This window comes from Actinacidiphila sp. DG2A-62 (assembly GCF_035825295.1).
Taxonomy (GTDB): Bacteria; Actinomycetota; Actinomycetes; order Streptomycetales; family Streptomycetaceae; genus Actinacidiphila.
Window position 1 is genome coordinate 3,870,128 of the sequence record NZ_JAYMGI010000002.1, and the last position, 23,160, is coordinate 3,893,287.

Here is a 23,160-nt window from a genome sequence, read left to right on the forward strand (position 1 = left end):
GTTAGGCCGCCCGGTCGGCGGCGAGTTCGGCTCGTGCGGGCGCGAGCAGTTGGGAGAGTTGGTCGATTTCGGCGCGCACGCTGGCTTCGCGCTGTGCGGCGCGTGCCGCGAGGGCGTCGGCGAAGGCGTCGAGCACGGCGGGTTGGGTCAGCGCGGTGACGATGCCGGACATCTCGGGGAGGCTGTCCGGACGCGCGGTGTCCTGTGCGGGCGGCGTGTTGTCCGGCTGTCCGGACACGGTGTCCGTGCTGGTCGCGGCGGCGGACGCCGAGGCTGCGAGGGCGAGGTTGGAGCGCTCGGCCACGGCCGAGGCGAGCAGTGGGGAGGAGTGTCCGGGCACGGGGACGGACAGCACTGCGCGCAGCTGCCAGCGTCCGCCGGCGCCCTGCTTCATGTGGTAGCTGGGCTGGCACGCGGCGAACACCTGCCGGTCCCACTCGCTGAGCCAGGGTGCGGCGGCGCCGGAGAACCACATGCCCCTGTCGTTCTGGCCGACGGTGACGATGCCGGCGACGGTGCGGGTGTCGTCGAACTGGCAGGCGGAGGTCTCGCATTCGGCGCCGTCGCGGTGGTGGCCGACGTTCATCGTCATGGCTCCGGCGCGGATGGTGCGGCCGTTGTCCAGGCGGAACTTGGCGCGCAGGAAGTGGCTGGTGTCGATCTGGCCGAGGGACTCGATCGTGAGGTTCCGGCCGGGGAAACCGGCGTGGGGCTCGCCGGTCTGTGCGACCCAGCCGTAGATCCGGCCGGCCGCGTAGTGGACGCCGCCGGAGCCGGGCGGCAGCTCCTCGGGGGTGGGTTCGCGGAACCACTCGGCGGGCATCGGGTCGGTGTCCCGCATCGCGGTCCACGCGGACGCTTCCAGTTCGGCGGCGGCCGCGGTCTGGTCGTCGTCCCATGGGGCGTGCAGGCCGGGGTCGTCCAGGGCGTCGGCGAGGCGGGCGTAGAGGTCGCTGACGCGGTGGCGGAGCTGGTCCTGCTCGTCGGCGGGGACGTCGGCGCCGCCTTGGGAGCCCTGGAGCACGGCGGCGACGGCGAAGACCCCGCGCGGGATGATCTGCAGCCTGTTGTCGATGACGTCGGCGTGGCCGAGCTTGTAGGCGGCGAGCGTGGCCGGGTCGCGGTCCGGGTCACGGTAGAGGAAGGCGCGGCCGAGGCGGTCGGCGTCGACCTTGTCGTCCTCGCCTGTTGCCCACGCCAGGACGCGGGAGGCGGCGGCGGGCCCGTCCCATTCGTGCTCGCGGTCCTTGAGGATCGGCAGGTCGGTGTCACCGGACATCGCCGCGGTCACCTCGTCCTCGGGCAGGGTGCTCGCGCCGATGTACAGGCCGCGGGCCAGGCGCACGATCCGGCCGGCGTCGCAGGCACGGCGCAGGTGGGAGCGGGCCTGCTCGACGGTGATGCCGACCGCGTCGGCGACCTCGCGGGCGCTGACCGCGATCGGGGCGCTGGACACGTGCGCTACAACCTGGTCGTGGACGGTGCCGGACGCAGCGAGTTCGGTTTCGGCCGGGCGGGCTGCGGCGGCGGTGCCTTCGGCGGGCGGGTCGAGGACGATACGGGCGCGGTTGTAGGCCGGCAGCGTGACCAGGGTGGCGCCGCGGACCCGGGCCCGGGTCACGCGCATCAGCAGGTCGCCGGCGGACTCGGAGTGCACGACTTCGCCTTGGTCGGGTTGGTCGGGGTCGCCGGCCGCGGCGGTCAGGGTGATCCCTGCGGCGGTGAGCGCGGTACGGACAGCGGTCGCGGGGATAGTGCCGTCCGGGGCGGTGGTCCATTCCACGGTGTGGCCGGTGCGCAGCAGCGCGGCCCCGGCGGCCGTCCACGTCCGGGTGGGGGCGGTGGCGCGCATCGCCCAGGCACCGTCCGGGAGCTGGGTGATGCTGGCCTGCCCGAGTTCCGCGGACAGGAAGACCACGGTGCTTCCCTCGGAGTCGTCGTCGCCCTCGGGTGAGCGGCGGTCGATGAACTCCACGCTCACGTCATCGAGGTCCACCGAGATGCCGAGCGGGGCACCTTGGTCCAGGAGGTCGGCGGCTTCCATGCCGGACCAGCGGGTGAGGTAGAGGTCGCCGGTCGCGGTGATGCGGCCCCCGTCGCGGGCAAGGGTCTTGATCGCGCCGGCGAGTTCGGCCCCTTCGTGGCCGCCGAGCATCTCGTCGGCGTACTGCAGCGGCCACGGGCCTTCCTCCCAGTACAGGGCGCCGGCCGCGAAGACGCGGCCGTCGCCGGTCTCCTCGTCCTCGTAAGCGAGGGCGGTCTCGCCGGGGGTGGACCAGGTGCGGACGGGCGCGAAGCGCTCGGCGTCGTCCGCGGTGCCGGCGGCCGTGAGCGGGCCGAGGTGGATGTCCGTGGCGTCCCCGCCGAAGGTGACCCTGATCCGGTCGAAGGTGACAGGGCCGAGACGGCCCTCAAGCTCGGGGAGCAGTGCGGGGTCGTCGCTGTAGGCGGCGCAGATGTGCGGTACCCACGGGCTGTGCTGCTCCGGCAGCATGTCGGCGTCGATGCTGGAGGTGAGCAGGGCGTCGGCGGCGGCCTGGTGGAGCTGCGCCAGGTACGGGGCCTGATCGGGGCGGTCGCTCGTGCGCTGGTCGCCCACGGACCACACCCACGACGGTTCGTCGCCGCCTGCGTTCCAGTGGGCGGCACCGAACGCGGTCGCGATGAGGGGGCCGGTCATGTAGTCCTGCGCCCAGGCCGTGAGGCTCGCGATGAGGCTGGCGCGGTCCTCTGCGCTGAAGTCGGCGCCGTCCGGGCCGAGGTAGTACAGCGTCAGGTGCAGCTCCTCGGCCGTCTCGCCGCCGGGCACGGCCAGGCGCTGCGCCTCGGCGTCGGACGGCACGAGCGCGATCATCGCGCCTTGGAGGTGACTGCCGTCAGCGGCAGCGGTGTGTGAGGCCATCGGGGCTGTTCTCCTTGGATCAGAAAATGCGGCCGGTGGGGCTTCCTGGGAATCGTCGGCGTGTGGGCGGGCGCGGGCCGGGTCGATACCAAACGCGGCGAACGCTGCGGCGACCTCGGTGTGGCTGCTCGGACGCGGAGCCCTGTGGCTGTACGGGCGTAGCGCCCGTTGGTTGGCGGCGAGCCACCCGGCGAGCTGGGCCTGACGCTGCACTGCCTCGGCGCCGGTGGGCGGCGCCTCCTGCGGCTGGTTGTTCTCCAGGCGGTCGGCCAAACCGTCGAGGGCGAGGGCGCGGGCGGCTTCGGCGGGGGTGGCCGCGGTGATCAGGTTCTCGGCGAACTGCCGGTGAGCGGCCGCCAGGCGGGACTCGGCGGGCCGCAGCTGGAGGCGCAGCTGGCACCGGCAGTTGACGACCAGCTCCGGCGGAGCGGTCGGGTCGCCCGGGTGCGCCATGGAGACGCCGGCCACCGTGAACGGGTCGTCCAACAGCTGGACTTGTCCGTCAACATCGTCATGGGCCTCGCGGACCTTGGTGTCGCGGCGGGTGCGCCACTGCTTGACGATGGGCCGGTCCGGTCCGGTCAGCGCCCGCGCGGCCGCCAGAGTTGCGGTGTTCCAGGCGCGGCCGGCCTCGGTCGCGGCAATCCGCCGCCCTCGGGCGTCCCCGAGCTGCGCGGCATCCCTGGAGAACACCGCGCGCAGCCGGGCCCGCAGTTGGTCCATGTCCTCTCCGGCATCGACGCCGTCCGCGAGGGCCTGCACAGCCGCCGCCGACAGGCGGTCCCCGACCGCGTTCAGCAGGTGCTCCGTGGTGGTGACGTACTGGCCGATCCCGGCCGGCAGGTCCTCGCCCCGATCGTGGCGGCCGGGCAGGTCGTCCCAGCCGTCCGGCAGGTCGGCGTCGACCTGGTCGGCGGCATGGCCGGCGGCGGTCTGCGCCGTGCCGAGCAGGCGCCGCAGCAGCGCCGGGATGCCGGCGCGCCACATCCCCGCGATCCGCGACACGCTGAAACGCGCGGCGACCAGCTCGGTGGCGTCCGCCAGCGCGGCCGCGAACTGCTGGGCGACGTCGTCCAGCAGCGCGCCGACCGCCGCCTCGAAGGCCTCTTCCTCGGCAGCGAGCGCGGCTTGCGCAGCGTCAGCCATCGCCCACCCCCGCGGCGTTGGGGCACGCTTCCGGCGCGGGGCCGATGTAGAGGGCGGCCGGGCCTGTGGTGCCCAGCGATGCCGCGCCAGCGTCATCGTGGACGGTGACGCTGCTGATGCCCGGGACCCGTTGGAGGGTGACGGTGCGCAGGCCACCGCAGTCGGAACACAGGTCGAGGTGGTGCAAGGGCAGGCCGCCTTGGTCGAGCGAGGGGTCACGATCCGGCATGAGCGGCCTCCTGCGGTACGGACTCGCAGTTCAGGCAGAAGACCCAGCCGCCGGCCCGCTTGATACCGGTGGTGGTGCGCACCGTGACCTGCACGACGGACAGCGAATGGGGGTCGCCGCAGTCGGGGCACTTCTGCCAGTCCACGGCCACGGCGAACGGGCCCTCACCGCCCTCCTCCTCCATGTGCCGTTCCTCGGCGTCGATCTGCCAGGCCGCAACCTCTTCGGCCAAGGACCGCTGCGGGCAGTGGGAGCACCAGCCGTGGACGCGGTGGGCCGGGATGCTGTGCCCCAGCGGAACATCAGTGGCGGTCATGCCGCCTCCAGGACGCCGGTGCCCGCGCATCCGGCGATGACCGGGCGGACGTGCGTCGGGTCGTACGCGACTCCCGCCGCCATCAGTTCGCGCAGGTAGGCGTGCAGGGTGGCGTGCAGGCAGTCCGCGCTGGCCCCGTATCGGGCGGCGATGTCCGGGGCGCGGTCCAGGACGCCGTCCAGGAGGTGGAGGTTGTCGACGTCCTCCCGGGTGATGGGGTACACGGTGTGCCGGATGGCCGCGGTGATGCTGCGTGCCTCCGCACGGCGGTCACGCGGGCACGCCGGGGTTCGGCGCAATTTCTCCCCGGCACTGGACAGCGCGTGCCAGAGCAGCCCGTCGACCGCTGCGACCAGGGCATCGCTCGGGCCCGGCATGCCCGCGGCGGTCACATCGGGGGTGTTCTCGGCGGCCGGCGGAGTGTCAGGCCGGGCCGGCGGGTTGGTGGTCTCATCGACGGGCAGAGGGGTGCGGGGCATGGGGGTGTCCTCCTGCTCCTGGTCGTCATCGGCCGGGGTGCGGCGGGCGTGGGCGGCGGTTTCGGCGTCGGGGGCGTCGTCCTCGGTGAACCCGGTCTCCCGGCGCAGCGCCCGCCCGTTGATGCCGCCGGCCTGGAAGACCTCGATCGCGGTCTGGGCGCGGTTGGTGCGCACGCGCAGCGGGGAGGTGTCGGCCCACACCACCCACTCCTCCGCGTCGGGCAGCCGGTCTGCTTCCAGAAGGGGACGCAGCCACTGGGTGGTGTAGGCGTTGCAGACCACGTCCAGGCGCGGCTCGACGCCGAGCTTGATCGCCTCCTCCTGCAGGGACCAGGTGGTCCAGTGGTTGACGTCGCCTTGGCCCAGCAGGATCTCGGCGGGGATGTCCGCGCCGACCGCGATTCGGCCGATGGCCTCTTGCCGGAGCTTGAGCAGCAGCTCGTCGAAGTCGCTGTCCATCTTGAGGTGCTGGATGGCGGCGATTGCCTCGGCGGGCAGTTCCACGAGGATGGGGACGGTCGCGGCTGCGGACTCGGGGTCGCGGATGGCGGTGGAGGCCACCTCCATCAGCACGTCGATCAAGTCGTCCTCGGCGGCCCCCTCCGGCCCGACCTTGGTGGGGAAGCGGGCGCCCTTGGGGATGAACAGCAGGCCGCGGCCAGTGAGCCGGGAGAGGGCGACGGCGCGGACGGCCGCGGACAGCAGCCGCAGCTCCTCCAGGATGTCCAGGCAGCCGAGCATGGGGGAGTCGGCTTGGAGATGGTCGGCCGGGTCGGGGTCCCAGACGCGGATGGCGACGGGCGCTTGCGGGTCGAGCGGCTGCCCGTCCGGTGGGGCGGCGGGGATCAGGACACTGTCGCCGTCGATCTTGGCCTCAAGGCTCCCCGCGCCGCGGTTGGAGACCTCCAGCACGGACCTGACATGCCAGACCAGGGCTGTGTCGCGGGGCTGAACGATCGTCCAGCCCTCGCCGGCAACGGCCAAGTGCCGGCCGTACTCGCGTAGGTGCTGTCGGCGTCCGTCAGGGCCGCCGGCGATCGCAGCGACGTACTCAGTCGCGGGGTGGCTGCTCGGTGCGGCGGCGATCGTGCCGTCGGAGCGGGCGCGGCCGGCCCGAAGGATGGTGCGGGACATGGCGTTGCCCACCCAGTTCGCGTACGACCGGACTTCGGGGACTGCCCGGTAGCAGTCCCATGCCTGGCGCTGACGGCCGATACTGCTGGTCCTGGCGGTGGTCTTGGCCGTGGCCACCGTGTAGCGCGCGGCGGACCCGACGAGCTCGCTCACCCGGCGCCCCCGCACTCATCCCCGGGGCCGGCGTCGTCGTCGGTGGTGCAGACGGGGTGGCCGCTGCACACGGTGCAGGCGCGGCGACAGCACCGCGCACGGCTCTCCTTGCGGTGATCGAGCCACTGCGTCCAGCCCCAGAACGCGAGCGCGGCGACGACGGTGAGGACCTGGGCGAGGTTGTCGCTCACGAGCCCGTCCGGGTGTCGTCCCACCGGTTGAGGAGCACCGCGCCGCCGGCGACGGCCAGCCACTCGACGCCGTGGACCAGGACGGGGGCGGCGTCCCAGGTGCCGGTGACGAGCAGCCAGACCGCCAGCAGTGCGCCGCTGATCCACCAGCCGGAGCAGTAGACGCACGAGATCAGGGTCACGACGGCCGCGCGGAAGGCGGACTGCGGGCGGTTCTGCTGCCAGGCGTCGATCCGGGCGCGGACCGGGTCGAGGATCGAGTCGTGCACGACGAGTTGCGTGCCCCTGTAGCCCGCGAGGGCGAGGAGGGCGAGCGTGGTGATGCTGATCATGTGCGTTCCCCGATGGCGATCGTCCGGCCGAGTCAGGCGGGGATGATAAGCCATCCGGGACGGTGGGGTCCGTCGCGATCCGCGCAGGTCAGACCCGGTTTTTAGATCAAAAACTCACGGGGTGTCGGCGGGGACGGGCGGCACGTCGGGGGCGTCGATGTCCGGGTAGATCTCCCGGTAGTCCGCGCGGCGTTCCGCGTAGTGGGCGCGCCCGGTGTCGGTGAGGACGTAGGCGCGCCGCTCCACGTTGATCCAGTGCGGCGGCTGGCCCGGGTAGGCCCGGTTCACCTTGCTCCAGGTCTTCCGCACCCGCAGGTACGGCCTGTTGCCGCGCCGCAGTTCGCCCTCGACCAGGTAGCCGTGGGTGCCGTGCCACAGCTCATCGGTGCGCAGGCCCTCCTCGCCGGCCGCCACGACCTTGCAGAACTCGCGCCACAGCCACTCGGACAGCGCCCACTTGGGTTTCACCCAGGGCGGCCCATAGCCGAGGCCGGCGCGGGCGGCGGCGCGCCCGGCCGGGGTGATCCGCACGCACACGATGGTGGAGAGCACACCGGGCACGTGGTCGACCTCGACCAGGCCGCGGGTCGCCAGCGCGGTAAGGGTGGACCCGGCGCCCGGGTCGTGGACGCCCTTCGACCGCAGCCGGCGGGCGAGGGCGGAGCTCGCGCTGTTCAGCGGCAGACGCCGCCAGACCCGGGCGGGCGTGCTGTCCCAGGTGCGGGCCGACTCCGCCTGGTGGGCCTCTTCGCGCGCCTGGTCCTCGTGGTAGATCGCCTCCAGGTAGGTCCGCTGACGTGTGTTCAGCCGGTCCCATGCTGTCTGCGCCTTCGAGGTGGCCAAGGTGGGCGGGTCCTTCTGTGCCGGATGGTCGACGTCAGAACAGGGCCATCGCATCGGCCGCTGCGGCGTCAGGCTCGGGTTCGGGTTCGGGTTCGACGGCGGGGATCTCCATCTGCCCGTACGGCAGGTCCACGATCTCCAGTGACCCGGCGCACGACAGCAGGTGCCCCTGGGCGTCGCGGCGGGCGTCGGGGGCGTCGTGCCGCCAGATCCGGCCCTTGCTGAGGCGGCCGGCGACCATGCCGGCCGCGATCCGGCGCGTGCAGCTCGGGCATTCCACGCGGGGCAGCTTCATCACCCATCCAGTGTGGCCGGGTTGGTCCCGGTACCGCCACCGGTTCAGGGCGCAGGCCGCCGGGCGCACCGTGGCTCTCCGTTCCCGGAGAGCCACAGCCAGCCGCACTGCGGTGCGGGACCTTACGGCACTACCCGAACCCCACGGAACCGGTAGCCGTCCTGATCGGCGGGCTCCCATTCCAAGCGCACGACCTGACTTTGATCCAGCTTCCGAAAGCCGTCCATCTCAATGACTCCGAATCCGACCCAGCGTCCGCCAGGCGTCTCCGGTGAGTCGACGACTCCCCAGCCCGCGTCGTCGTGCCATTCCCTCACCGTCGCTTCAACCATGCGACGATCATGTCCCCGGCGTACCCGTGGCAAGCAGCTTGGCGAGGCGGGCGCGCTCCCGCAGCCGGGCGTTCGCCTCGTCGGTGCCGAGCAGACCGGCGACGAGGCGGGCCCCGACCCGCTGCCGGATACCTTCGGGCACCCCCTCGGCGGTCATGGCCGGCCCGAGGTGGTCGAGGACCTCCCGCAGACGGTGCACCTGAGCCACGTACTCGGCGTCGTACAACGCGGCGTGCTCGGCCTCGGGATGGCGGTGCAGGTACTCGCGGACCAGCGCGTCACCATCGAAATGCTCCATATCGGCAGTCTCGCACGCTCGGTGACCGCCGCTCACTTCCCGTTCCTCCGCTTGTGGGAGCCGGCCGACGGCACTGGGCTCAGCACAACTCGCCGGGCTCGTACTTCACGACTTGCCCGGCGGCCCGGTCCCACGCCCACACGGGAGTCTCCCGCCACAACCGTGGGTAGTCCTCCCTCGTCGGCACGACGTGAGGGTTCTCCGCCTGGTCGGCTTCCACCGGCAGCCCCGTGTCGACGTTTACCCACTCCGTGACCACCTTGCTCGGTCTCCAGGCGGCGTTCCCCACGAGAATCGCGTCGAGGACGCCGATCTCGTACCTGCCGGAGCGACACGGGATCCGCCACTCCCGCTCGTGCAACCACGTCGAGCCCGCTTCCGTGCGCATCGCCCAGTGCCCCAGGTCGTGCCGCCGGAAGGTGTCGAACACCGGCCCAGGAACGTACGCGACGGCTCCGCCGCCCCTGCTGTTGGCGTGCGCCCGGTTGGTGACGATCCCCCACGGCCCGAACATCATCATCGCTATCAGGTACGCGAGCTGTTCGGGGGTGCTCTCGGACAGGCACACGCACGGCATGCCCGCCTCGCCAACGCTGAACGGCGGGAAGGCCCGGACCTGCTCGTCCCGCAGGATGGCGTTGAGCCGGGCCGGGCCGCTCATCTTCTGTATCTCCGCTGGCACCCAGTTGGCGAAGACGCCGTTCCTCGCGGTGAAGTGGTACAGGTGATCGCTCTGCGCGGGACCGACGAACCCGAGCTCCGTCAGCAAGCTCCACCCCTCTGTCTCAACTCTGCTGCCACGGCACCATCGTGGCGTGTCGCCCGGTCCCGCGAGGCCCGTTCGTCCGCCTTGCTACTCCGAGATCCGCCGGCCGTACCGGCTGGCGGACGGCGGCTGCTGCCGCGTGCCCGGGTTCGGGGCTTGCGGCAGCGGGGCGTGGACGATCGCGCCGTTGTTGGCGTCGGGGATCAGGCCGTAGACGAGGATCACGGAGGCGTCGATCCGGCCGGGGCTGTCGGGGTCGGTGTCCTGCCACGTCGCCCATTCGTTCTCCAGATCCGTGAACGCCCCGCGCAGCCTGACCCGGTCCTGCACCATCTGCTGCGCGACGGGGGCCGCGCGCAGCAGCTTGCCCTGCTTGGCGCGCACCGGGTCAATCAGCGGCATCAGGTGCCCCTTGGGGATCACCCCGTCGCGTTGCAACGTCTCCCACGACGTCTCCAGCGCGAGGACTGCCATGTCGCGGCCGAAGTTCCACTCCACGTAGATCACGCTGGCGTTCGTCTCGAACGCCAGGACACACGCGGTGGTGGACCACTCGGCCGACGACATCGCTGCCGACATGTCGTGGGTGATCCACACCCGCTTGTCGTCGCCGAGGAAGCCACCGATGACGCCGGCGACGTCCCGGCCGCCACCGGAGGGGTCGACGGCCACAGCGATCTTCTGTGGCTCGACGCTGCCCCCGGGGTCGCGGATGAGGCGCAGCAGGTCGCGGGAGACCAGCGCGCCTTCGGTCGGCTGCGGGTCGCCCTGCGCCATGGAGTGCCAGTCGCGGACGCTGGAGGTCGCCTTCACGTCCGCCCACCAGGCCAGGAGCGCCCGGCGGTTCTTCGTGCGGATCTTCGGGTGCGGCAGCGGATCGCCATCCTCGCGACTGAGCGGGTCCGGGCCGAACTTGCTCGGGTTGGCGATCGCCGGGAGGTGCACGACCTTCCACCGGCCGCCTTCCTCCAGCCGGCCTTCCTCCTCCAACCTCCGCCCCGAGAAGTCGTCGGGGTGCCAGCGGGTCTGCACGACCGCCACCGCGTTCCGGTCCGGCTGGAGACGCTTGAGCGCAGCGGACGACCACCAGTCCTGAACGTGCTCGCGCGACGCCGCCGATTCGGCATCGGCACGGTCCTTGTGAGGGTCGTCAACCACGAGCACGTTCACGTCGAAGCCGGTCAGGCCCGACCCGATCGACACCGACCGGACACCGCCGCCCGCGGTGGTGTCGTAATCCTGCGCCGCCGACGAGCCGGCCAGCAGCTCAAGGTCGTACTCGCCGCCGTACTCGGTGATGTAGCGGCGGATCGCCTTGCCGCGTCGCATCGCCAGGTCGTCGGAGTACGAGGTGACCGCGACCCGGTCCTCACCGTGCCGGCACAGCCACCAGAACGGGAACCACTCGGCGACCAGGCTGGACTTGCCGACCTGCGACGGCGTCCACACCATCAGTCGGTCGTAGTCGCCGCGCTCCAGACCGACCAGGGCGTCCGCGATGACCCGCAGGTGCGGGCGCATCCGGTACACCCGCTCCAAGCCCCGGGCGAGCGTCACCGGGTCGCGCAGCAGGTCGCGGGCCATCGCCTTCTTCGCAGCCTGGAGCCGCTGGTACACCTCGGCGTCGGGGAGGTGTGCCAGCTCGTCAGGCGACAGCGCCGTGCTCACTCTTCGGTGTCATCCTCGTCGGGCAGGCCGTCGTCATCGTCGTCATCGACGGCGCCGTTCAGCGCCCTGGTGCGACGCTGCACCGCCGCGGCCAGCTCCTCGATCCGCACGCGCCGCTGCTCGGCGGGCATCTCTGCGAACTCGGCGAGCTGGACGGCGAGCGGGTTCCCGCCCTGCCCGGTGACGGCGATCGTCTCCGTGGGGTCGCCGAACAGGACACGCCTGTGCCGCATCGCCACGTCCATCAGGCGGATGAAGTCGCCCGGGGACAGGTCCTCGGCGCGCAGCGTCCCCAGGCGCTGCGCGAGTTTGCCGATCGCCGCGCCCAGGATCTTCGCGTCGGCTTCGGCGGCCTTGCGGCGCTCCTCCAGCCACGTCGCCTCGTACAGCCGGTCCAGGTGCCGGTCCCACGCCTCAACGCGCTCACGCCACCGGTACTCGGCCGCCGTGTTCCTCACGTGCCCGTGCGCGAGTGTCAGGTTCTCCGCAGTCTTTGCCAGGGTGCGGGCGCGCCCGAGGTCCCGGTACGTGACGAACTGTCCGTGTTTGCGGGCTGACTCCTTGGGCTGGCGTTCCCAGGGGTCCAGTTCGGGGCTGAGCGTGATCGGGGGGTTCGTGGTCACGGCTGACCGTCCGGGGCGTAGTTGGTGCCGGACAGGTACTCACCCGCCAGACGTTCCAGGAGACGCCAGCCCTGCCCCTGCTCGATGTCGCCGCGTCCCTCTGCCGCGCTGATGGCCTTGTTGATGATGACGGCGGCGGGGGCGGGGAGGGTGCGGGCGCCGAGGACGGTCTCCAGGCCGACGTGTCCGGTGTGCAGGGGGGTGCCGTCTGGGGACTGGTAGCCGGCCTGGAGGTCGCCGAGGTGGTTCTCGACGATGGTGAGGATGGCGTGCAGGGCGGTGGCGACGTTGCCGACCTTGTGGGCGGCGTGGGTGGAGGCGAGGGTGTCGAGGGTCTGTTCGTAGTCGGCGCGGGCGGCGAGCCAGGAGGCGTTCTGGCCGATGCGGGCCTGCTCGAAGGCGGCACGGGCGGCTTCGAGCTCCGGGGGCAGGAAGATCAGCGAGACGGTGGCGAAGTCCAGGTTCGCTTCCGACAGGCCCTCGGGGCTCACCTCGGCGAGGAGGTTCAGCGTCTCGTCGTCCAGGCCGGAGTAGGCCCGCCAGTCGACGTCCTCGATCTGGTCGTAGAGCTGCTTGAGGGTGGCGGCGTCGTCCTGGCCGGCGATGCTGTTGTGGGAGAGCTGGCGGGCGATCAGCTCGTCCCGCTGCTGCTTGTCGTCGATCAGCATGCAGTCGATTTCGTCGAGGCCGGCTTCGACGGCGGCGCCGGTGCGGTGGTTGCCGGACAGGATCAGCTCGCGGCCCTCGGGGTACTCGCCGGCGCCGTAGATCAGCGGGACGCTGGTGAGGCAGCCGTCGGCCTTCACGTTGGCGACGAGCCGGTCCCACTCCTCCTTGCGCATGTACCGGGCGTTCATGGGGAGCGGGGTGAGGAGCCGCGGGTCCCGCTTTACGAGGCGGGGCCGGATCGTCTGGGCGGGCCGGGGGGTGTCGGTCATCGGTCGTCGTCCTTCTTGATGTCGCTGCCGTGCTTGCGCTTCCACAGGGCCAGGGCCTCGGCGAGGTCGTACGCGCCGAGGGGGCCGCCGTACTGGAGCTGGTAGCGGTGGATGCCGTCGCCCGGGTCCTTCGGGGTGGCCTCGGTGCGCTTCTGGAGGCGCACGCCGGGGATGCCCCGCCCGTACTTCGCGCTGTTGGGCCGGTCCGTGAACGCGGTCGTCGCCCAGCCGGTGATCCGCTTGGACAGGGACCGCTGGACGAGGAGCTGCGCCTCCTTCGTGGAGGCGGCCATTACGATCAGCTTGGCCAGGCGCCGGTACCGGGTCCACGACACCGGGAAGTCCGACATCAGGTAGGCCGTGTTCGGGTCGAACTTGGGTGGGAGGTACGCGAACGCGCCGATCAGCTTCCCGTCGACGGCGACACCGCACGCGATCAGCGGGCTGCCTGGCTTGATCGACTTCGACATGAACTGTGATCGGACGGCAGCGAACTGGCCGCCCGTCAGGACGTGCAAGCTCATGCGGTCGCCCAGCGGCTCGTCCTGGCCGATCTTCGGCATACGGATGGGCTCGACGGGCTGCCTCGGGCGGACGATGCGGCGCGGCCCGGACGCGGCGTACACGTAGATCGGCAGGCCGCGGTTCGCGGTCTGTACGACGCCGGCGAGCCGGTGACGCAGCTCCGGCCGCTCGATGTGCAGGCCCAGCACCCAGTTGGGCCGGTCCTGCACCTGCTCGATGATCCGTTCCTTGCCGTCCTCGTCCAGTTCGCCGAAGACCGGCTCGGGCCAGTCGAAGGCCGCGTCGATCGGAGCGAACTGGCTGGTGTAGTCGCCGCTGTTGTGCATGGCGAAGCCCTCGCCGATGTACGTGCCCGTGGTCGTCATGATCGACTGGATCGGGCGGGGGCCGACCCGCTCGACGGCGACGACCTTCACGCGCGGGTTTCCGCGTGACCGGACGCTCAGCCGCTCGACCTCCAGCCGCTGGAGGCGGGTGATCAGCCGCTCGGGCCGCAGGGTGCCGAGCGCCCGCAGCATCTCGGGCCAGCCGCCCGCGACGTCGATGCCGTGCACGCCGCTGGGGCGCGGGCTCACCGAGGTGTCGAAGCCCAGTTCCTTGAGCCATGCGGCGAACTGGTCGGCGGCCGGGCCGGGCAGCTGAGCGATGCCCGTCTTGGACGCCGACTTGCCCAGGTACACCGAGCCCTCGCCGTCGAACATTCCGGCCAGCCACCCGGCCTCGTACGTCCGGGCCGGCTTCCACGTGTCCGTCAGGCGGATTACGTACGGGGCCTCTTCGAGCAGCCGGTCAGCGCGCACCCAACGTCGTGGCGTCGGGCTCGGCCGGTTGAACCGGTCGGCGAGCCACGGGTGATCCTCGGTGCACACGATCTCCGTGCCGTCCTCCAGGACGACGCGCACGCACTCCTTCACGGCGGGCTCAGAGCGCACGATCTCCGACCAGCGCAGCCGTCGGTGCACCCGGCCGTCGGGCACCTCCTCGTCGAAAGCGAGGAGCCGGTCACCGGCGCGCAGCTCGCCGCACGGCACCCACCGCAGGTCGGCGGTAAGTAGTCGGTGCTCGGGCGACAGGCAGTAGAACGGCGGGAACATCACGACGGGCGCCTCGGGCGGGACGGCGTCGGTCAGGTAGTCGCGGACGTCGCCGGCGTAGAACGACCCGAGTTTGGTCTCCAGGTTGCGCAGCTTGGTCGACGTCTTCTCGTGCATGCGCGGCCACTGGTCCTTGGTGGCCTGGATCATCCGCCGGAAGTACGCGCCGTCCTTGCCGACCCATTGGAGGAAGCGGGTGCCGAGCATGAGGGTGGCGAGGAGATCGGCGCGGTCCTCCAGGTAGGGGTGCAGCCAGCCGAGTTCGTCTTCGTACTCGGGGCGCAGCGTGTACCGCAGCTCGTCGCCGGCGAGGAACCAGCCGAGCGCGCACGAGTACGCCTGGATGTCGTTGCCGTGGACGCGCCGGTCGTTGCCGAACCGGGTGTTGAGCACCCGCTCGATCGTCATGTTGCCCGAGCAGCCGACGTAGATGTCTTCGCCAGGCCACTGCCCGGCGTGCTCGTAGATGATCGAGCGGAGGGGCGCGGGGATCGAGCCGTGGAACATGGCCTGCTCCTTGGGGGTCCTGCCGAGATGGGCGGCGATGGTAGCCGACCCGCAGGCCCCTCCCGTGGGCATCGGTGCAGGCCAGGGAGCTACGACGAAGCCCCCGAGCGGCCGGGGCCGTTCGGGGGCTTCGAGGTGGAGCGCCGGCCTGGATTTGCACCAGGACCTCCCACCCGGAAGGTGGGCGTGCTGCTGTTGCACTACCAGCGCGAGGTCGGCTGCGCCGCTGCTCAGGACAGCCGAACACGAGACGTGATGATACACGTGCGCTCGGTGGTCGTGGGTGGTCATGGGGTCTCTCCTGGGGTGTCGGGTGGGTTGGGATTCGAGCGGCTGTCGGGCGGCGGCGGGGCCTGTGGCCGCCTCGTTTCCGCCGCTTGAGGGGCAGTGAGCTGGGGCCCATGAACCGCTTGGAACGGCAGGTGGGGCCGCGACCGGGTGTCGGTCGCGGCCCCACGGGGAGCGCGGAGGCTACTCGGCGGCGGGCGCCTGGTCCTCGTCGTCGTCTTCGGGCTGCTGGTCCTCGGCGGCGGGGGCGCCGGGCGACTTCGGGCACAGCCACCAGGCGGTCAGTTCCTCGCGGACGTGGGCCAGGGCGTCGGTCTCGTTCTCGAAGTACGTCGAGTCGGGGTCGCAGCCGCAGCGGATGTGCAGGACGCCGACCTCCAGTGTCCGCAGCTCGATGCCCTCACCGGCTTCGATGACGTACGGCTCGCCGCCGCCCGGGGCGGTCACGTGATAGAGGGCCGGGAACCCGGTCTCGGTGCCCTCGATCCGGATCAGTCGGGCGATGGCCTGCGGGGTGAGGACGAGGGTCACGCCGTCGGTTGTCTCGACCTTGTACGGCGGGATGATCTCCAGGCCGCACGCGACCCGGTTCTCGGCGATCTCGGTGGCGCGGTCTCGGCGGACCCGGGCGATCTCCAGGAACGCCATGCCGACCGCTTCGCGGCGGGTTCCGCCTGCGGCCCACACCTTCCGGTTGCCGTTGACGTCGCGGACTTCCCAGGCGTCGGGGCCGGGCTCGCCGGTGCGGTAGACGGCCATCTCCCAGTCGGTGACGTTGGTGTGCGTGGGGGTGTCCTCCGGGAAGTCGCCGGGGACGGTGAACAGGTAGCCGATCCGGCCGAACGGCAGGTGCGCGGCGAACCGCTCGGGGCCGTACGCGTCGTACTGGGCCTGATCAGTGGTGGCGCTCATGGTGGGGCTGCCCTTCCGTTGCAACTCGGGTGGTGGTGGAGGGGAGGCGCCGGGCGGGGTGTGCGGCCCCCGCCCGGCGCCCGCCGGTCAGAACGGGGCGTTGGCATCGCAGGCGGGGCACAGGCCGCCGGGGGTCGGGGTGCACGGCTGGTGCGGTTCGGCGTCCCCGTCGGTGACGCAGTGGGCGCAGCCCTGCGGGTGGTGCCAGTGGCCGGTGAGCACGGCCAGGGCCTCGTCCAGGGAGGCGGCGCCGATCACGCGGACGCCCACGGTGGCCGCGTCGTCCACGGCCCGGGTCGGGACGATGACCGTGGGGGTGCCGCCGGAGGCCGCGGTGCGGACCACGTTGGTCAGGTCGTACGGGACTCGCAGCGAGCCGTCGAGGCCGAGTTCACCGACCAGGGCGGCACCGACCAGGCAGTCCGCGGGGAACTGGCCGGCCGCCGCGAGGACCGAGCAGGCGATGGCCAGGTCAAGGCCGCTCGTGCCGACGCTGCTGCCGTCCTTGGTGAGCGGGGTGAGGCGGACGAGGACGTTCGCCTCGGGCCAGGCCAAGCCGCTGTTGATGATCCCGGCGCGTACGCGGTCCCTGGTCTCGTTCGGGGAGCGCACGGGCAGGCCGTCCACGTTGAAGACGGGCAGGCCGGGCGTGGTGCTCGCCTGGATGCGGTAGCCGCTGTCGCGGGTCGCCGACAGGGTGTGCACGCGGCCGAACGGCTCGGGCTCGCCGGTGGGCGGCTGGGGGGCGGGCTCGGCCTTGTAGTTGTCGAGCTGGCTGTCGTCGGCCAGGCCGTACGAGCCGATCCCGGACTGCTCGCGGAGGTCGTTCACGAGCTTGTCGACGGCCGCGCGGGCGCTGGTGGCGTGCTCGGTGTGGACGGACCCGAACGCGTCGAAGGCGTCGATCTCGATCTCTTGGAGCGCGATGGCGCGCTTCGTGGCGTCCGTCGGGGCGGGGGCGACGTCCCACAGGCAGTAGTTCGTGCCGCGGTCCTGGCCGATGATGATGAACTCGCGGGTCTCGGTGGTGGTGTTGGTGCTCACGCGTGCCTCCTGTGATCTGAAAGGGGGGTACGGTGGGCCTCACGTGCCTGGTCGGGTTGTGAGGCCCTTCGGTGCCGGGCCGTTGGGCGGCCGGTGGATTCCCAGTGCTTTCGCGCCCCACCGGCCGCCGCCAGCTAGCAGACCTTCGAGTACGTGCAGCTCTGCGCGGTGTAGCCGCGGCGCTTGCAGTGGCCGCACCAGTGGATGCCGATCTCGCCCGTCCTCTTCTGCTCGACCACGTCCATGCCGGTCAGCAGCTCGGCGCGGATCTCGGCGCGCACCTGGAAGCCAGACAGCAGGTCCTCGTGGATCGACTCGGGCTGGCCGGGGGCCTTGGTGACCCGCAGCACGTAGTACGGGGCGTCGTCCTCGATCACCAGGTGGGGCAGGGCGGTGTTCACGTCGCGCTCGGTGGTGGCGAGGTCGGTCCGTCGGATCGTTGCGCGCATGGCTGGCTCCCTTGCTGGGTGGTGGGGGGTGGTGAGTGGATCTACTTCCATCATTCCCCAAGTTCACTTTGGTTAACCCATTTTGGAAAAAGGGTTTGGGGAATGTTCGCCCAGCTCAGGCGGCCAGAGTCATCGAGAGGGGACCACGTCCCTCGGCGAACCGGGGCAGCTCCTCACCGGTGATCGCCTCGTACAGCGCGCAGTACAGGTTCTCCGCGACGCCCGGGGTGACGGCATTCCCAAGCTGCCGCACCTGGTGCCGCTTCGAGCCCATGATCTTGTACCCCGCCCGGAAGGCCATCGCCCGCGCGATCTCGTGCGGCTGGAGCATCCGGAACAGCACGTCGTCAATGTTGAAGTCGACCGCCGCCTTCACCAGCGCGTACCGGTCTCGCGTCGGCAGGGCGCCGATCGGCTCGGTCAGTTCCCGGGCCCGGCCGTTGCCGTAGTACGGCACGAGCAGGTGGTCCGGCGCGGTCACCAACCCGTGGTGGTTGCCGCCGGCCGAGACGGTGTGGAGCGGGGCGCTGATGTGCCGGGCCTTCTCCTTGTCGCCGCCGCCCCGCATCGGGATCACGAACGGCGGGAGGTAGGCCAGCGCGGTCTCCAGCCGGGCGGTCTGGGTGCGCAGCGGGTCGTCCACGCTCATCGGCTTCTTGCCGTCGCGGCCCTCGCAGGGCACGAGGATCGGGGGGACCACGATGCCGTCGGTCTCGACGGTCGTGCGGGTCGACATCGGCCGGTCCAGGGTGACGGCCTTGTCCCGCCAGGTGCCGCCGGTCGGGACGAGCAGCGGGCCGGGCGCGGCCTGCGGGGCGGCGTCACCGAGCCCGCCGAACAGCGCGTCCTGGCTGTCGGCGCGGCCCTCGATCACGTGGATCGTGTCGGTGCAGTCGTAGCCGTACTCGTCGGCCATGCGGAGCGTCTGGGCGGACAGCTCCCGGGTGACGTCCAGGGTGAAGTGGGGGCTCAGCCAGCCGTTCCACCGGTTGTGGGGGTCGAGCTGGCAGTCGAACGGGCCGAACGTGTCGTCGATGCAGACGCGGGTCTCGATCATCTCGTGGTCCTTGCTGTGTGAGGCGGTCGGTTGGGTGCCCGGCGGGCGGGGATTCCCGCCCCTGCCCGCCGGGCTGAGGATCAGGCGTCGAAGAGGGTGGGCGGCGCCTGCTTGCGGTGCGCGCCCAACTCGGGGACTTCATCGCCGGTCTGCTCGGTCCACCACTTGGCGAAGTGGAGCCGGTGGCACCAGTCGTCGGGCGGGGTCAGGCGGTCCAGCCGGTCGAAGCACAGGAGGACCAGTGGGCTGTCGAGCTCGTTGGCGCCCGCGATGCCCGCCAGCTCCTGCTCGATGCGCTGAAAGCCGTGGCCGTTGAGCAGCCGGCGGTACCCCCACTCGTAGGCGTCCTGCACGTTGATCTTGAGGAGGTCACGGGTGGGGGTGATGAGCCGCGCGTGGCCGCCGAGCTGGTAGCTGAGGGGGAAGCGCGGGTGGCCGGCCGTGGTCCGAACCGGTGTGCCCATGTGCGGGGCGAACTCCTGGTACGTGCAGGTCGCGAGGCGCAGATCGCTCATCCTGGTTTGTCCTTTCGTGTGATGTGGGGGAGGGAAGGTAGCTGTGGTGGTGGCATGACCCCCGGTCGTAGTGGTTAGTGGGTGGACACTATGACTAACGTGTGGGCCCACCTGGAGTACCGGGTACGACCGGGGAAATCGCAGAAAGTTGCAGGTCATCGGCCTACGCGGCCATGTCGAAGAGGTCGAGCTGCTTCGGCTGGCGCCGCAGCCAGTCGTGCGTGCGCAGCGGGCCGCCTGCGTACCCGGGGACGTAGACCAGGCAGGTCCGGATGTCCGTCCCGACGGACGCGAAGCTGCCGTCCGGCAGGGGCTCGATCTCGCCGCCGACCTCTTCGACCACCGCGCGGAACTCGGTCGAGGCCCGGTCGCTCCACCACAGCAGCCCGGCGGACATGACGGACACGAGGATGCCGTCGTCCTTCATGAACCCGATCGCGTGCTTGATGTGCGCCAGGCCGTCGGCGAAGGGCGGGTTCATCACGATCCGGTCGAAGCCCTCCTCGTAGTCGAGCGGGTCGAGGTCGAGGAAGTCACGGGCGATGACGCGCCGGGAGTCACCCTGCTTGCGCAGCAGCTCCGCCCGGTTCGGGTCGAGTTCGACGCTGTCGACCAGGCCGCCGCGGCGGGCGAGTTCGGCGGTCAGGGCGCCCGCTCCGGCCGAGGGCTCCAGGACGGTCATCCCGGCGTAGATCCCGGCCGCGTCGCAGACCTGCATCACGAGCTGGTGGGGCGTCGGGAACCAGCCCTGCTCGAAGCGGGTGGGGTACTCGCCGGCCGCGAGGAACTGCCGGAAGTCCTCCTCGATCCGGTGCGGGAAGACGTGCGCGCGGACCGCCTTGCGGCCGTCCCACCGGCCGCCCATCTCCTTGAGGACCGTGTTCACCTGCGCGTACGTCGCGCGGTCCAGCTCGAACGGGATGCGCACCAGGTCGCCGCTGATGACGGTGCGGGAGTCGGTCAGGGTGCGGAGGACGTCGGTCGGGAAGCGCATGGGGCAGTCCTTTCGGAGAGGGGTGGACCACCCGCCGCATAGTGCCTGGACACTATGCGGCGGGCAGTTGAAGAGGAGGGAGGGTCAGGCGGCGTCGGTCTCGGCGACGGCGGCCGGGTTGATCTCGATCCCGCTGGCTCGCACCGAGGCGATCGCCTGCGCCTTGGTCAGGTTGCCGATGACCTGCCCGGCGAGCTTGCGCAGGTGCCCGATCCGCTTGCTGTGGGCCTCGACGCCTCCGGCGGCTCCGGCCAGGAGGAGAGCCAGCTCCTCGGGGTCGGCGGTCGCCAGCTCGGCCAGGATCTCGCCGGCGACCGACAAGCGCTCGATCTTCTTCGTCAGCTTCGACCGCTCGGAGATGATCCGCTCACGCTCCTCCTGGGGAACGTCGTGGTCTCCAAGGATCGACTCCTGGACGTCGCCCTTCTTGGCCGGGTTCTCCTCGCTGAGGACGAAGAACGAGCCCTGCGACTCGCGGCGCTCCTCCTCGGCGCGGCATGCCTTGACGAACGCTTCGGCCTCCCGGTCGCCGGCGAACCCGCCCTGGGTGTACCGGCTGAGGAACCGCATCTGGTTCGCGTCGCTGAGCTGCGCCGCGTACCAGGCCAGGTTGACGCCGAGGATGCCCTTGGACATGGCGTCCTGCGCCGGGGCGCACAGCTTGAGGAGGTCGATGCGCCATCCGACGTACGCCGGGGACTTGCCGCACATCCGGCCGATCTCCTCGATCTCGTACCCGGCCGTCTCCAGATCCTTGAAGGACTTCGCCTCTTCCATGGGCGTCATGTCCGCGCGGCCGACGTTCTCGGCGACCTGCTTGGCGAGGAGTTCGCGGGACCCGGCGACCGCGCCGTGCAGGACGAGGGCGGTCATCTTGGTGAGGCCGGCCATCTTCGCCGCGCGCCACCGGCGCTCGCCCATGATGATCTGGTACCGCCTGGTGCCGGGGTTGTACCAGACGCTGATGGGCTGGAGCTGGCCGAGTTCGCGCATGGAGCCGGCCAGCTCCTCCAGTTTTGCCTGGTCGAACAGCTTGCGCGGCTGGTCCAAGTCGCGGTCGATCCGGTCGATCGGGATCGTCTTCTGGGTGGCCGCCTTCTCGGCGGCCGCGGCGGCCGTCTCGGCGACGACCTCGCGGCGCTTGCTGACCTTGGTGGGCTCGACCACCCTCTTCGCGGGCGCCTTGCGGGGCGCCTTCTTCGCGGGGGCCTTCTCGATGACCTCGGGGGCGGGGGTGGTGGTGCTGTCGGTCATGGTCTCTGGCCTCTCACTGTGCGGTGTGGAGCTTAGTGGGTGGACACTATGACTAACTTCAGAAGACCCCTGGGGTACCGGGTTGGACGAAGAAAATCGCAGGTCAGACGCGGTTTTTTCGGCCCCCTCTGGCGGAGCCTCTGTCCTCTTCGGGGTCACCTCGGCGGGCGCCTGGTCCTCATCCGCCTCGGCGGCCAGGGCCTCCGCCATCTCGGCCGCGCTCCTGCGGCCGGTCACCATGTCCCACTGGATGAGGTAGACGTCCGGGCCGGGCACGGACACGCTCCTCGGGTTGGACCGCAGCACCTCGTGCCAGCGGCCCTCGGCCTGGACGTAGTCGCCCTTCTTGAAGTCGGACCGTCCCCAGACCTTCGGCGCCTTGGGTTCCGGCGCCGGCTCGACCACCGCCGGTGTCTCGTCGATGGCGGGTTCCGGCGCCTGCGGCTCCTGGTCGACCGCCGCGGCGGGCTCCTGCGGCTTCGGCTCGACGGACCGCACGAAGCCACCGCGGTCCCGGGAGACCGTCCAGTCGTCCTTGCCGCACACGTAGCCGCGCTCGCCCAGCACCCGCGCGATCTCGGCCTGGAGCGACTTCGACCACACCGCCCGGTGGAACCTCTCGCCTTCCGGCGCGGTGATCGTCACCGGCTCGAAGTCCTTGTGCGGGCGGCTGTTGCCATTGAGCCACGTCACGGTCGCCTCGGCGCCGCCTAGCGGGCACGTGACGAGGACCCGCTTCGCCACCTTCGGATCGCTGCTGGCCTTCCTCGACTTCCCCTTCTGCTGGAACTTCGCCGCCGCCCGGGCCTCGCGCACCGCGCTGGCCGGCTGCTCCATCGAGGCGGCGTCGGCGGACTTCGTACCGGGCACCTTCCCGTCCGCGAGGAACGCGTTCATCGCCGCCTCCGGGCAGCGGGCGCGCACCTGCGTGTAGTCCGCGGTGTGCGTGCCGACCCGGCCGCCGTCGAACGTGGCGTCCTCCAGGCTCATCACCTGCTTCGGCGCGAGCCGAAGGTTCCACGCGATGCTCAACGTCTTGGGGTTGACCCGGGCCACCTGGTACCAGGAGCCCGAGTAGCGCACGTAGTCGCCGGGAGCAAAGTCGTCCGGCCCCCAGATCTTCACGCCCTCGGCCTTGGCCTTCTCTACGATCTGCTCCCAGTGCGCGATCTCCTCGGTCAGGTCGAGGATCAGCCGGGCGTGCCGGTCGACCGAGGACCAGCCCTTCTCGACGGCCTCCGCGTGGTGGCGCTCCTGCGCCCGCAGGTCGGCGCGCAGCCGCTCCAGCCGCCGCAGCGTGCGGTGTGGGTCGTTGCGGTGCTTCGCGTAGTTCTCGGACGCCCGGGTGCGGTCCGCCCAGTACGCGGCGCGGTCCCGCTCCTCGAACGACTTCCGCATGTTCGTGTCGATCCGCTCGGCGTCGCGGCGCGCGCGGCGCTCGCTGTGGTGGCCGACGAGGATCGGCTGCCCGAACTCGAACCGCTTCGAGATCTGGTCGGCCTTCTCGCGCCGGGCGTCGGCCGAGGCAACGGCGCGGCCCGCGCGCTCGCTGAACCGCTCGACCCGGTCCTCGGCGCGTTCCTCGCGGGCGGCCTCGGCCTCCGCGAAAGACCGCCGCACCTCCTCCTTGATCTCGACGGTCACCTCGTGGCCGGCCGCGCGCAGGGCCTCGGCCGCGCCGTTGATCCGCCACATCTGGGCTTCCTTGTCCTGCGACCGCCGGATGTAGAGCCCGTCGACGTTGCGCGAGAACCAGAAGCCGTGATCGCGGACGATCTCGAAGACGCCGTCTCCCTTGCTGGAGCCGGTGAGGATCGTGCCCTCCGCTCGCGTGTGGGTGATCTCGATGGTCGCCATGGGGCGCACCTCCTGGGTG

21 protein-coding genes and 1 tRNA gene are annotated in these 23,160 nt (G+C 71.3%); all 22 read right to left on the reverse strand.

The window, feature by feature from the left end:
- Position 1 precedes the first annotated feature (1 nt).
- Positions 2-4,048 (reverse strand): phage minor head protein, encoded by a 4,047-nt coding sequence (locus VSR01_RS17150; RefSeq protein WP_326450086.1) that lies wholly within the window; start codon positions 4,046-4,048, stop codon positions 2-4.
- Entirely contained in the window at positions 4,041-4,277 is a 237-nt protein-coding gene (locus VSR01_RS17155) for a hypothetical protein (RefSeq protein WP_326450087.1), read from the reverse strand. The genes VSR01_RS17150 and VSR01_RS17155 overlap by 8 nt, the downstream gene beginning before the upstream one ends.
- Positions 4,264-4,593 (reverse strand): hypothetical protein, encoded by a 330-nt coding sequence (locus tag VSR01_RS17160; RefSeq protein ID WP_326450088.1) that lies wholly within the window; start codon positions 4,591-4,593, stop codon positions 4,264-4,266. The genes VSR01_RS17155 and VSR01_RS17160 overlap by 14 nt, the downstream gene beginning before the upstream one ends.
- Positions 4,590-6,359 carry a hypothetical protein gene (locus tag VSR01_RS17165; protein ID WP_326450089.1) on the reverse strand — a complete coding sequence of 590 codons (1,770 nt, stop codon included), beginning with the start codon at positions 6,357-6,359 and terminating at the stop codon, positions 4,590-4,592. Before VSR01_RS17165 ends, VSR01_RS17160 begins: the two co-directional genes overlap by 4 nt.
- Positions 6,356-6,550 carry a hypothetical protein gene (locus VSR01_RS17170; RefSeq protein WP_326450090.1) on the reverse strand — a complete coding sequence of 65 codons (195 nt, stop codon included), beginning with the start codon at positions 6,548-6,550 and terminating at the stop codon, positions 6,356-6,358. Before VSR01_RS17170 ends, VSR01_RS17165 begins: the two co-directional genes overlap by 4 nt.
- Positions 6,547-6,882 (reverse strand): DUF1360 domain-containing protein, encoded by a 336-nt coding sequence (locus VSR01_RS17175; protein ID WP_326450091.1) that lies wholly within the window; start codon positions 6,880-6,882, stop codon positions 6,547-6,549. Before VSR01_RS17175 ends, VSR01_RS17170 begins: the two co-directional genes overlap by 4 nt.
- Positions 6,883-6,996: 114 nt before the next feature.
- On the reverse strand, positions 6,997-7,725 hold the full coding sequence (locus VSR01_RS17180) for a hypothetical protein (RefSeq protein ID WP_326450092.1): 729 nt from the start codon (positions 7,723-7,725) through the stop codon (positions 6,997-6,999).
- A gap of 34 nt (positions 7,726-7,759) precedes the next feature.
- The gene (locus VSR01_RS17185; RefSeq protein ID WP_326450093.1) at positions 7,760-8,020 is read right to left on the reverse strand and encodes a hypothetical protein; all 261 of its coding nucleotides are present in this window, start codon (positions 8,018-8,020) and stop codon (positions 7,760-7,762) included.
- Positions 8,021-8,359: 339 nt separating this feature from the next.
- Positions 8,360-8,650 carry a hypothetical protein gene (locus tag VSR01_RS17190; RefSeq protein ID WP_326450094.1) on the reverse strand — a complete coding sequence of 97 codons (291 nt, stop codon included), beginning with the start codon at positions 8,648-8,650 and terminating at the stop codon, positions 8,360-8,362.
- 79 nt (positions 8,651-8,729) lie between these two features.
- Entirely contained in the window at positions 8,730-9,419 is a 690-nt protein-coding gene (locus tag VSR01_RS17195; protein WP_326450095.1) for a hypothetical protein, read from the reverse strand.
- A gap of 84 nt (positions 9,420-9,503) precedes the next feature.
- A complete protein-coding gene (locus VSR01_RS17200; protein WP_326450096.1) occupies positions 9,504-11,084 on the reverse strand; it encodes a hypothetical protein in 1,581 nt (526 codons plus the stop codon).
- A complete protein-coding gene (locus VSR01_RS17205) occupies positions 11,081-11,707 on the reverse strand; it encodes a hypothetical protein (RefSeq protein WP_326450097.1) in 627 nt (208 codons plus the stop codon). Before VSR01_RS17205 ends, VSR01_RS17200 begins: the two co-directional genes overlap by 4 nt.
- Positions 11,704-12,645 carry a ParB N-terminal domain-containing protein gene (locus VSR01_RS17210; RefSeq protein WP_326450098.1) on the reverse strand — a complete coding sequence of 314 codons (942 nt, stop codon included), beginning with the start codon at positions 12,643-12,645 and terminating at the stop codon, positions 11,704-11,706. The genes VSR01_RS17205 and VSR01_RS17210 overlap by 4 nt, the downstream gene beginning before the upstream one ends.
- Complete coding sequence (locus VSR01_RS17215; RefSeq protein WP_326450099.1) at positions 12,642-14,771, reverse strand: Hint domain-containing protein; 2,130 nt, start codon at positions 14,769-14,771, stop codon at positions 12,642-12,644. Before VSR01_RS17215 ends, VSR01_RS17210 begins: the two co-directional genes overlap by 4 nt.
- Before the next feature lie 136 nt (positions 14,772-14,907).
- Positions 14,908-14,981: transfer RNA gene (locus VSR01_RS17220), tRNA-Gly, on the reverse strand.
- A gap of 261 nt (positions 14,982-15,242) precedes the next feature.
- On the reverse strand, positions 15,243-15,971 hold the full coding sequence (locus tag VSR01_RS17225; protein ID WP_326450100.1) for a hypothetical protein: 729 nt from the start codon (positions 15,969-15,971) through the stop codon (positions 15,243-15,245).
- An 87-nt stretch (positions 15,972-16,058) separates the two neighbouring features.
- On the reverse strand, positions 16,059-17,015 hold the full coding sequence (locus VSR01_RS17230; protein ID WP_326450101.1) for a magnesium chelatase domain-containing protein: 957 nt from the start codon (positions 17,013-17,015) through the stop codon (positions 16,059-16,061).
- Positions 17,016-17,149: 134 nt separating this feature from the next.
- Positions 17,150-17,464 carry a hypothetical protein gene (locus VSR01_RS17235; RefSeq protein ID WP_326450102.1) on the reverse strand — a complete coding sequence of 105 codons (315 nt, stop codon included), beginning with the start codon at positions 17,462-17,464 and terminating at the stop codon, positions 17,150-17,152.
- A gap of 115 nt (positions 17,465-17,579) precedes the next feature.
- Positions 17,580-18,521 carry a DNA cytosine methyltransferase gene (locus tag VSR01_RS17240; protein ID WP_326450103.1) on the reverse strand — a complete coding sequence of 314 codons (942 nt, stop codon included), beginning with the start codon at positions 18,519-18,521 and terminating at the stop codon, positions 17,580-17,582.
- An 80-nt stretch (positions 18,522-18,601) separates the two neighbouring features.
- Positions 18,602-19,036, reverse strand: a complete 435-nt coding sequence (locus tag VSR01_RS17245; RefSeq protein ID WP_326450104.1) for a hypothetical protein — start codon at positions 19,034-19,036, stop codon at positions 18,602-18,604.
- 163 nt (positions 19,037-19,199) lie between these two features.
- Positions 19,200-20,030 (reverse strand): rRNA adenine N-6-methyltransferase family protein, encoded by an 831-nt coding sequence (locus VSR01_RS17250; protein ID WP_326450105.1) that lies wholly within the window; start codon positions 20,028-20,030, stop codon positions 19,200-19,202.
- A gap of 84 nt (positions 20,031-20,114) precedes the next feature.
- Entirely contained in the window at positions 20,115-23,141 is a 3,027-nt protein-coding gene (locus VSR01_RS17255; RefSeq protein WP_326450106.1) for a ParB/RepB/Spo0J family partition protein, read from the reverse strand.
- Positions 23,142-23,160 lie beyond the last annotated feature (19 nt).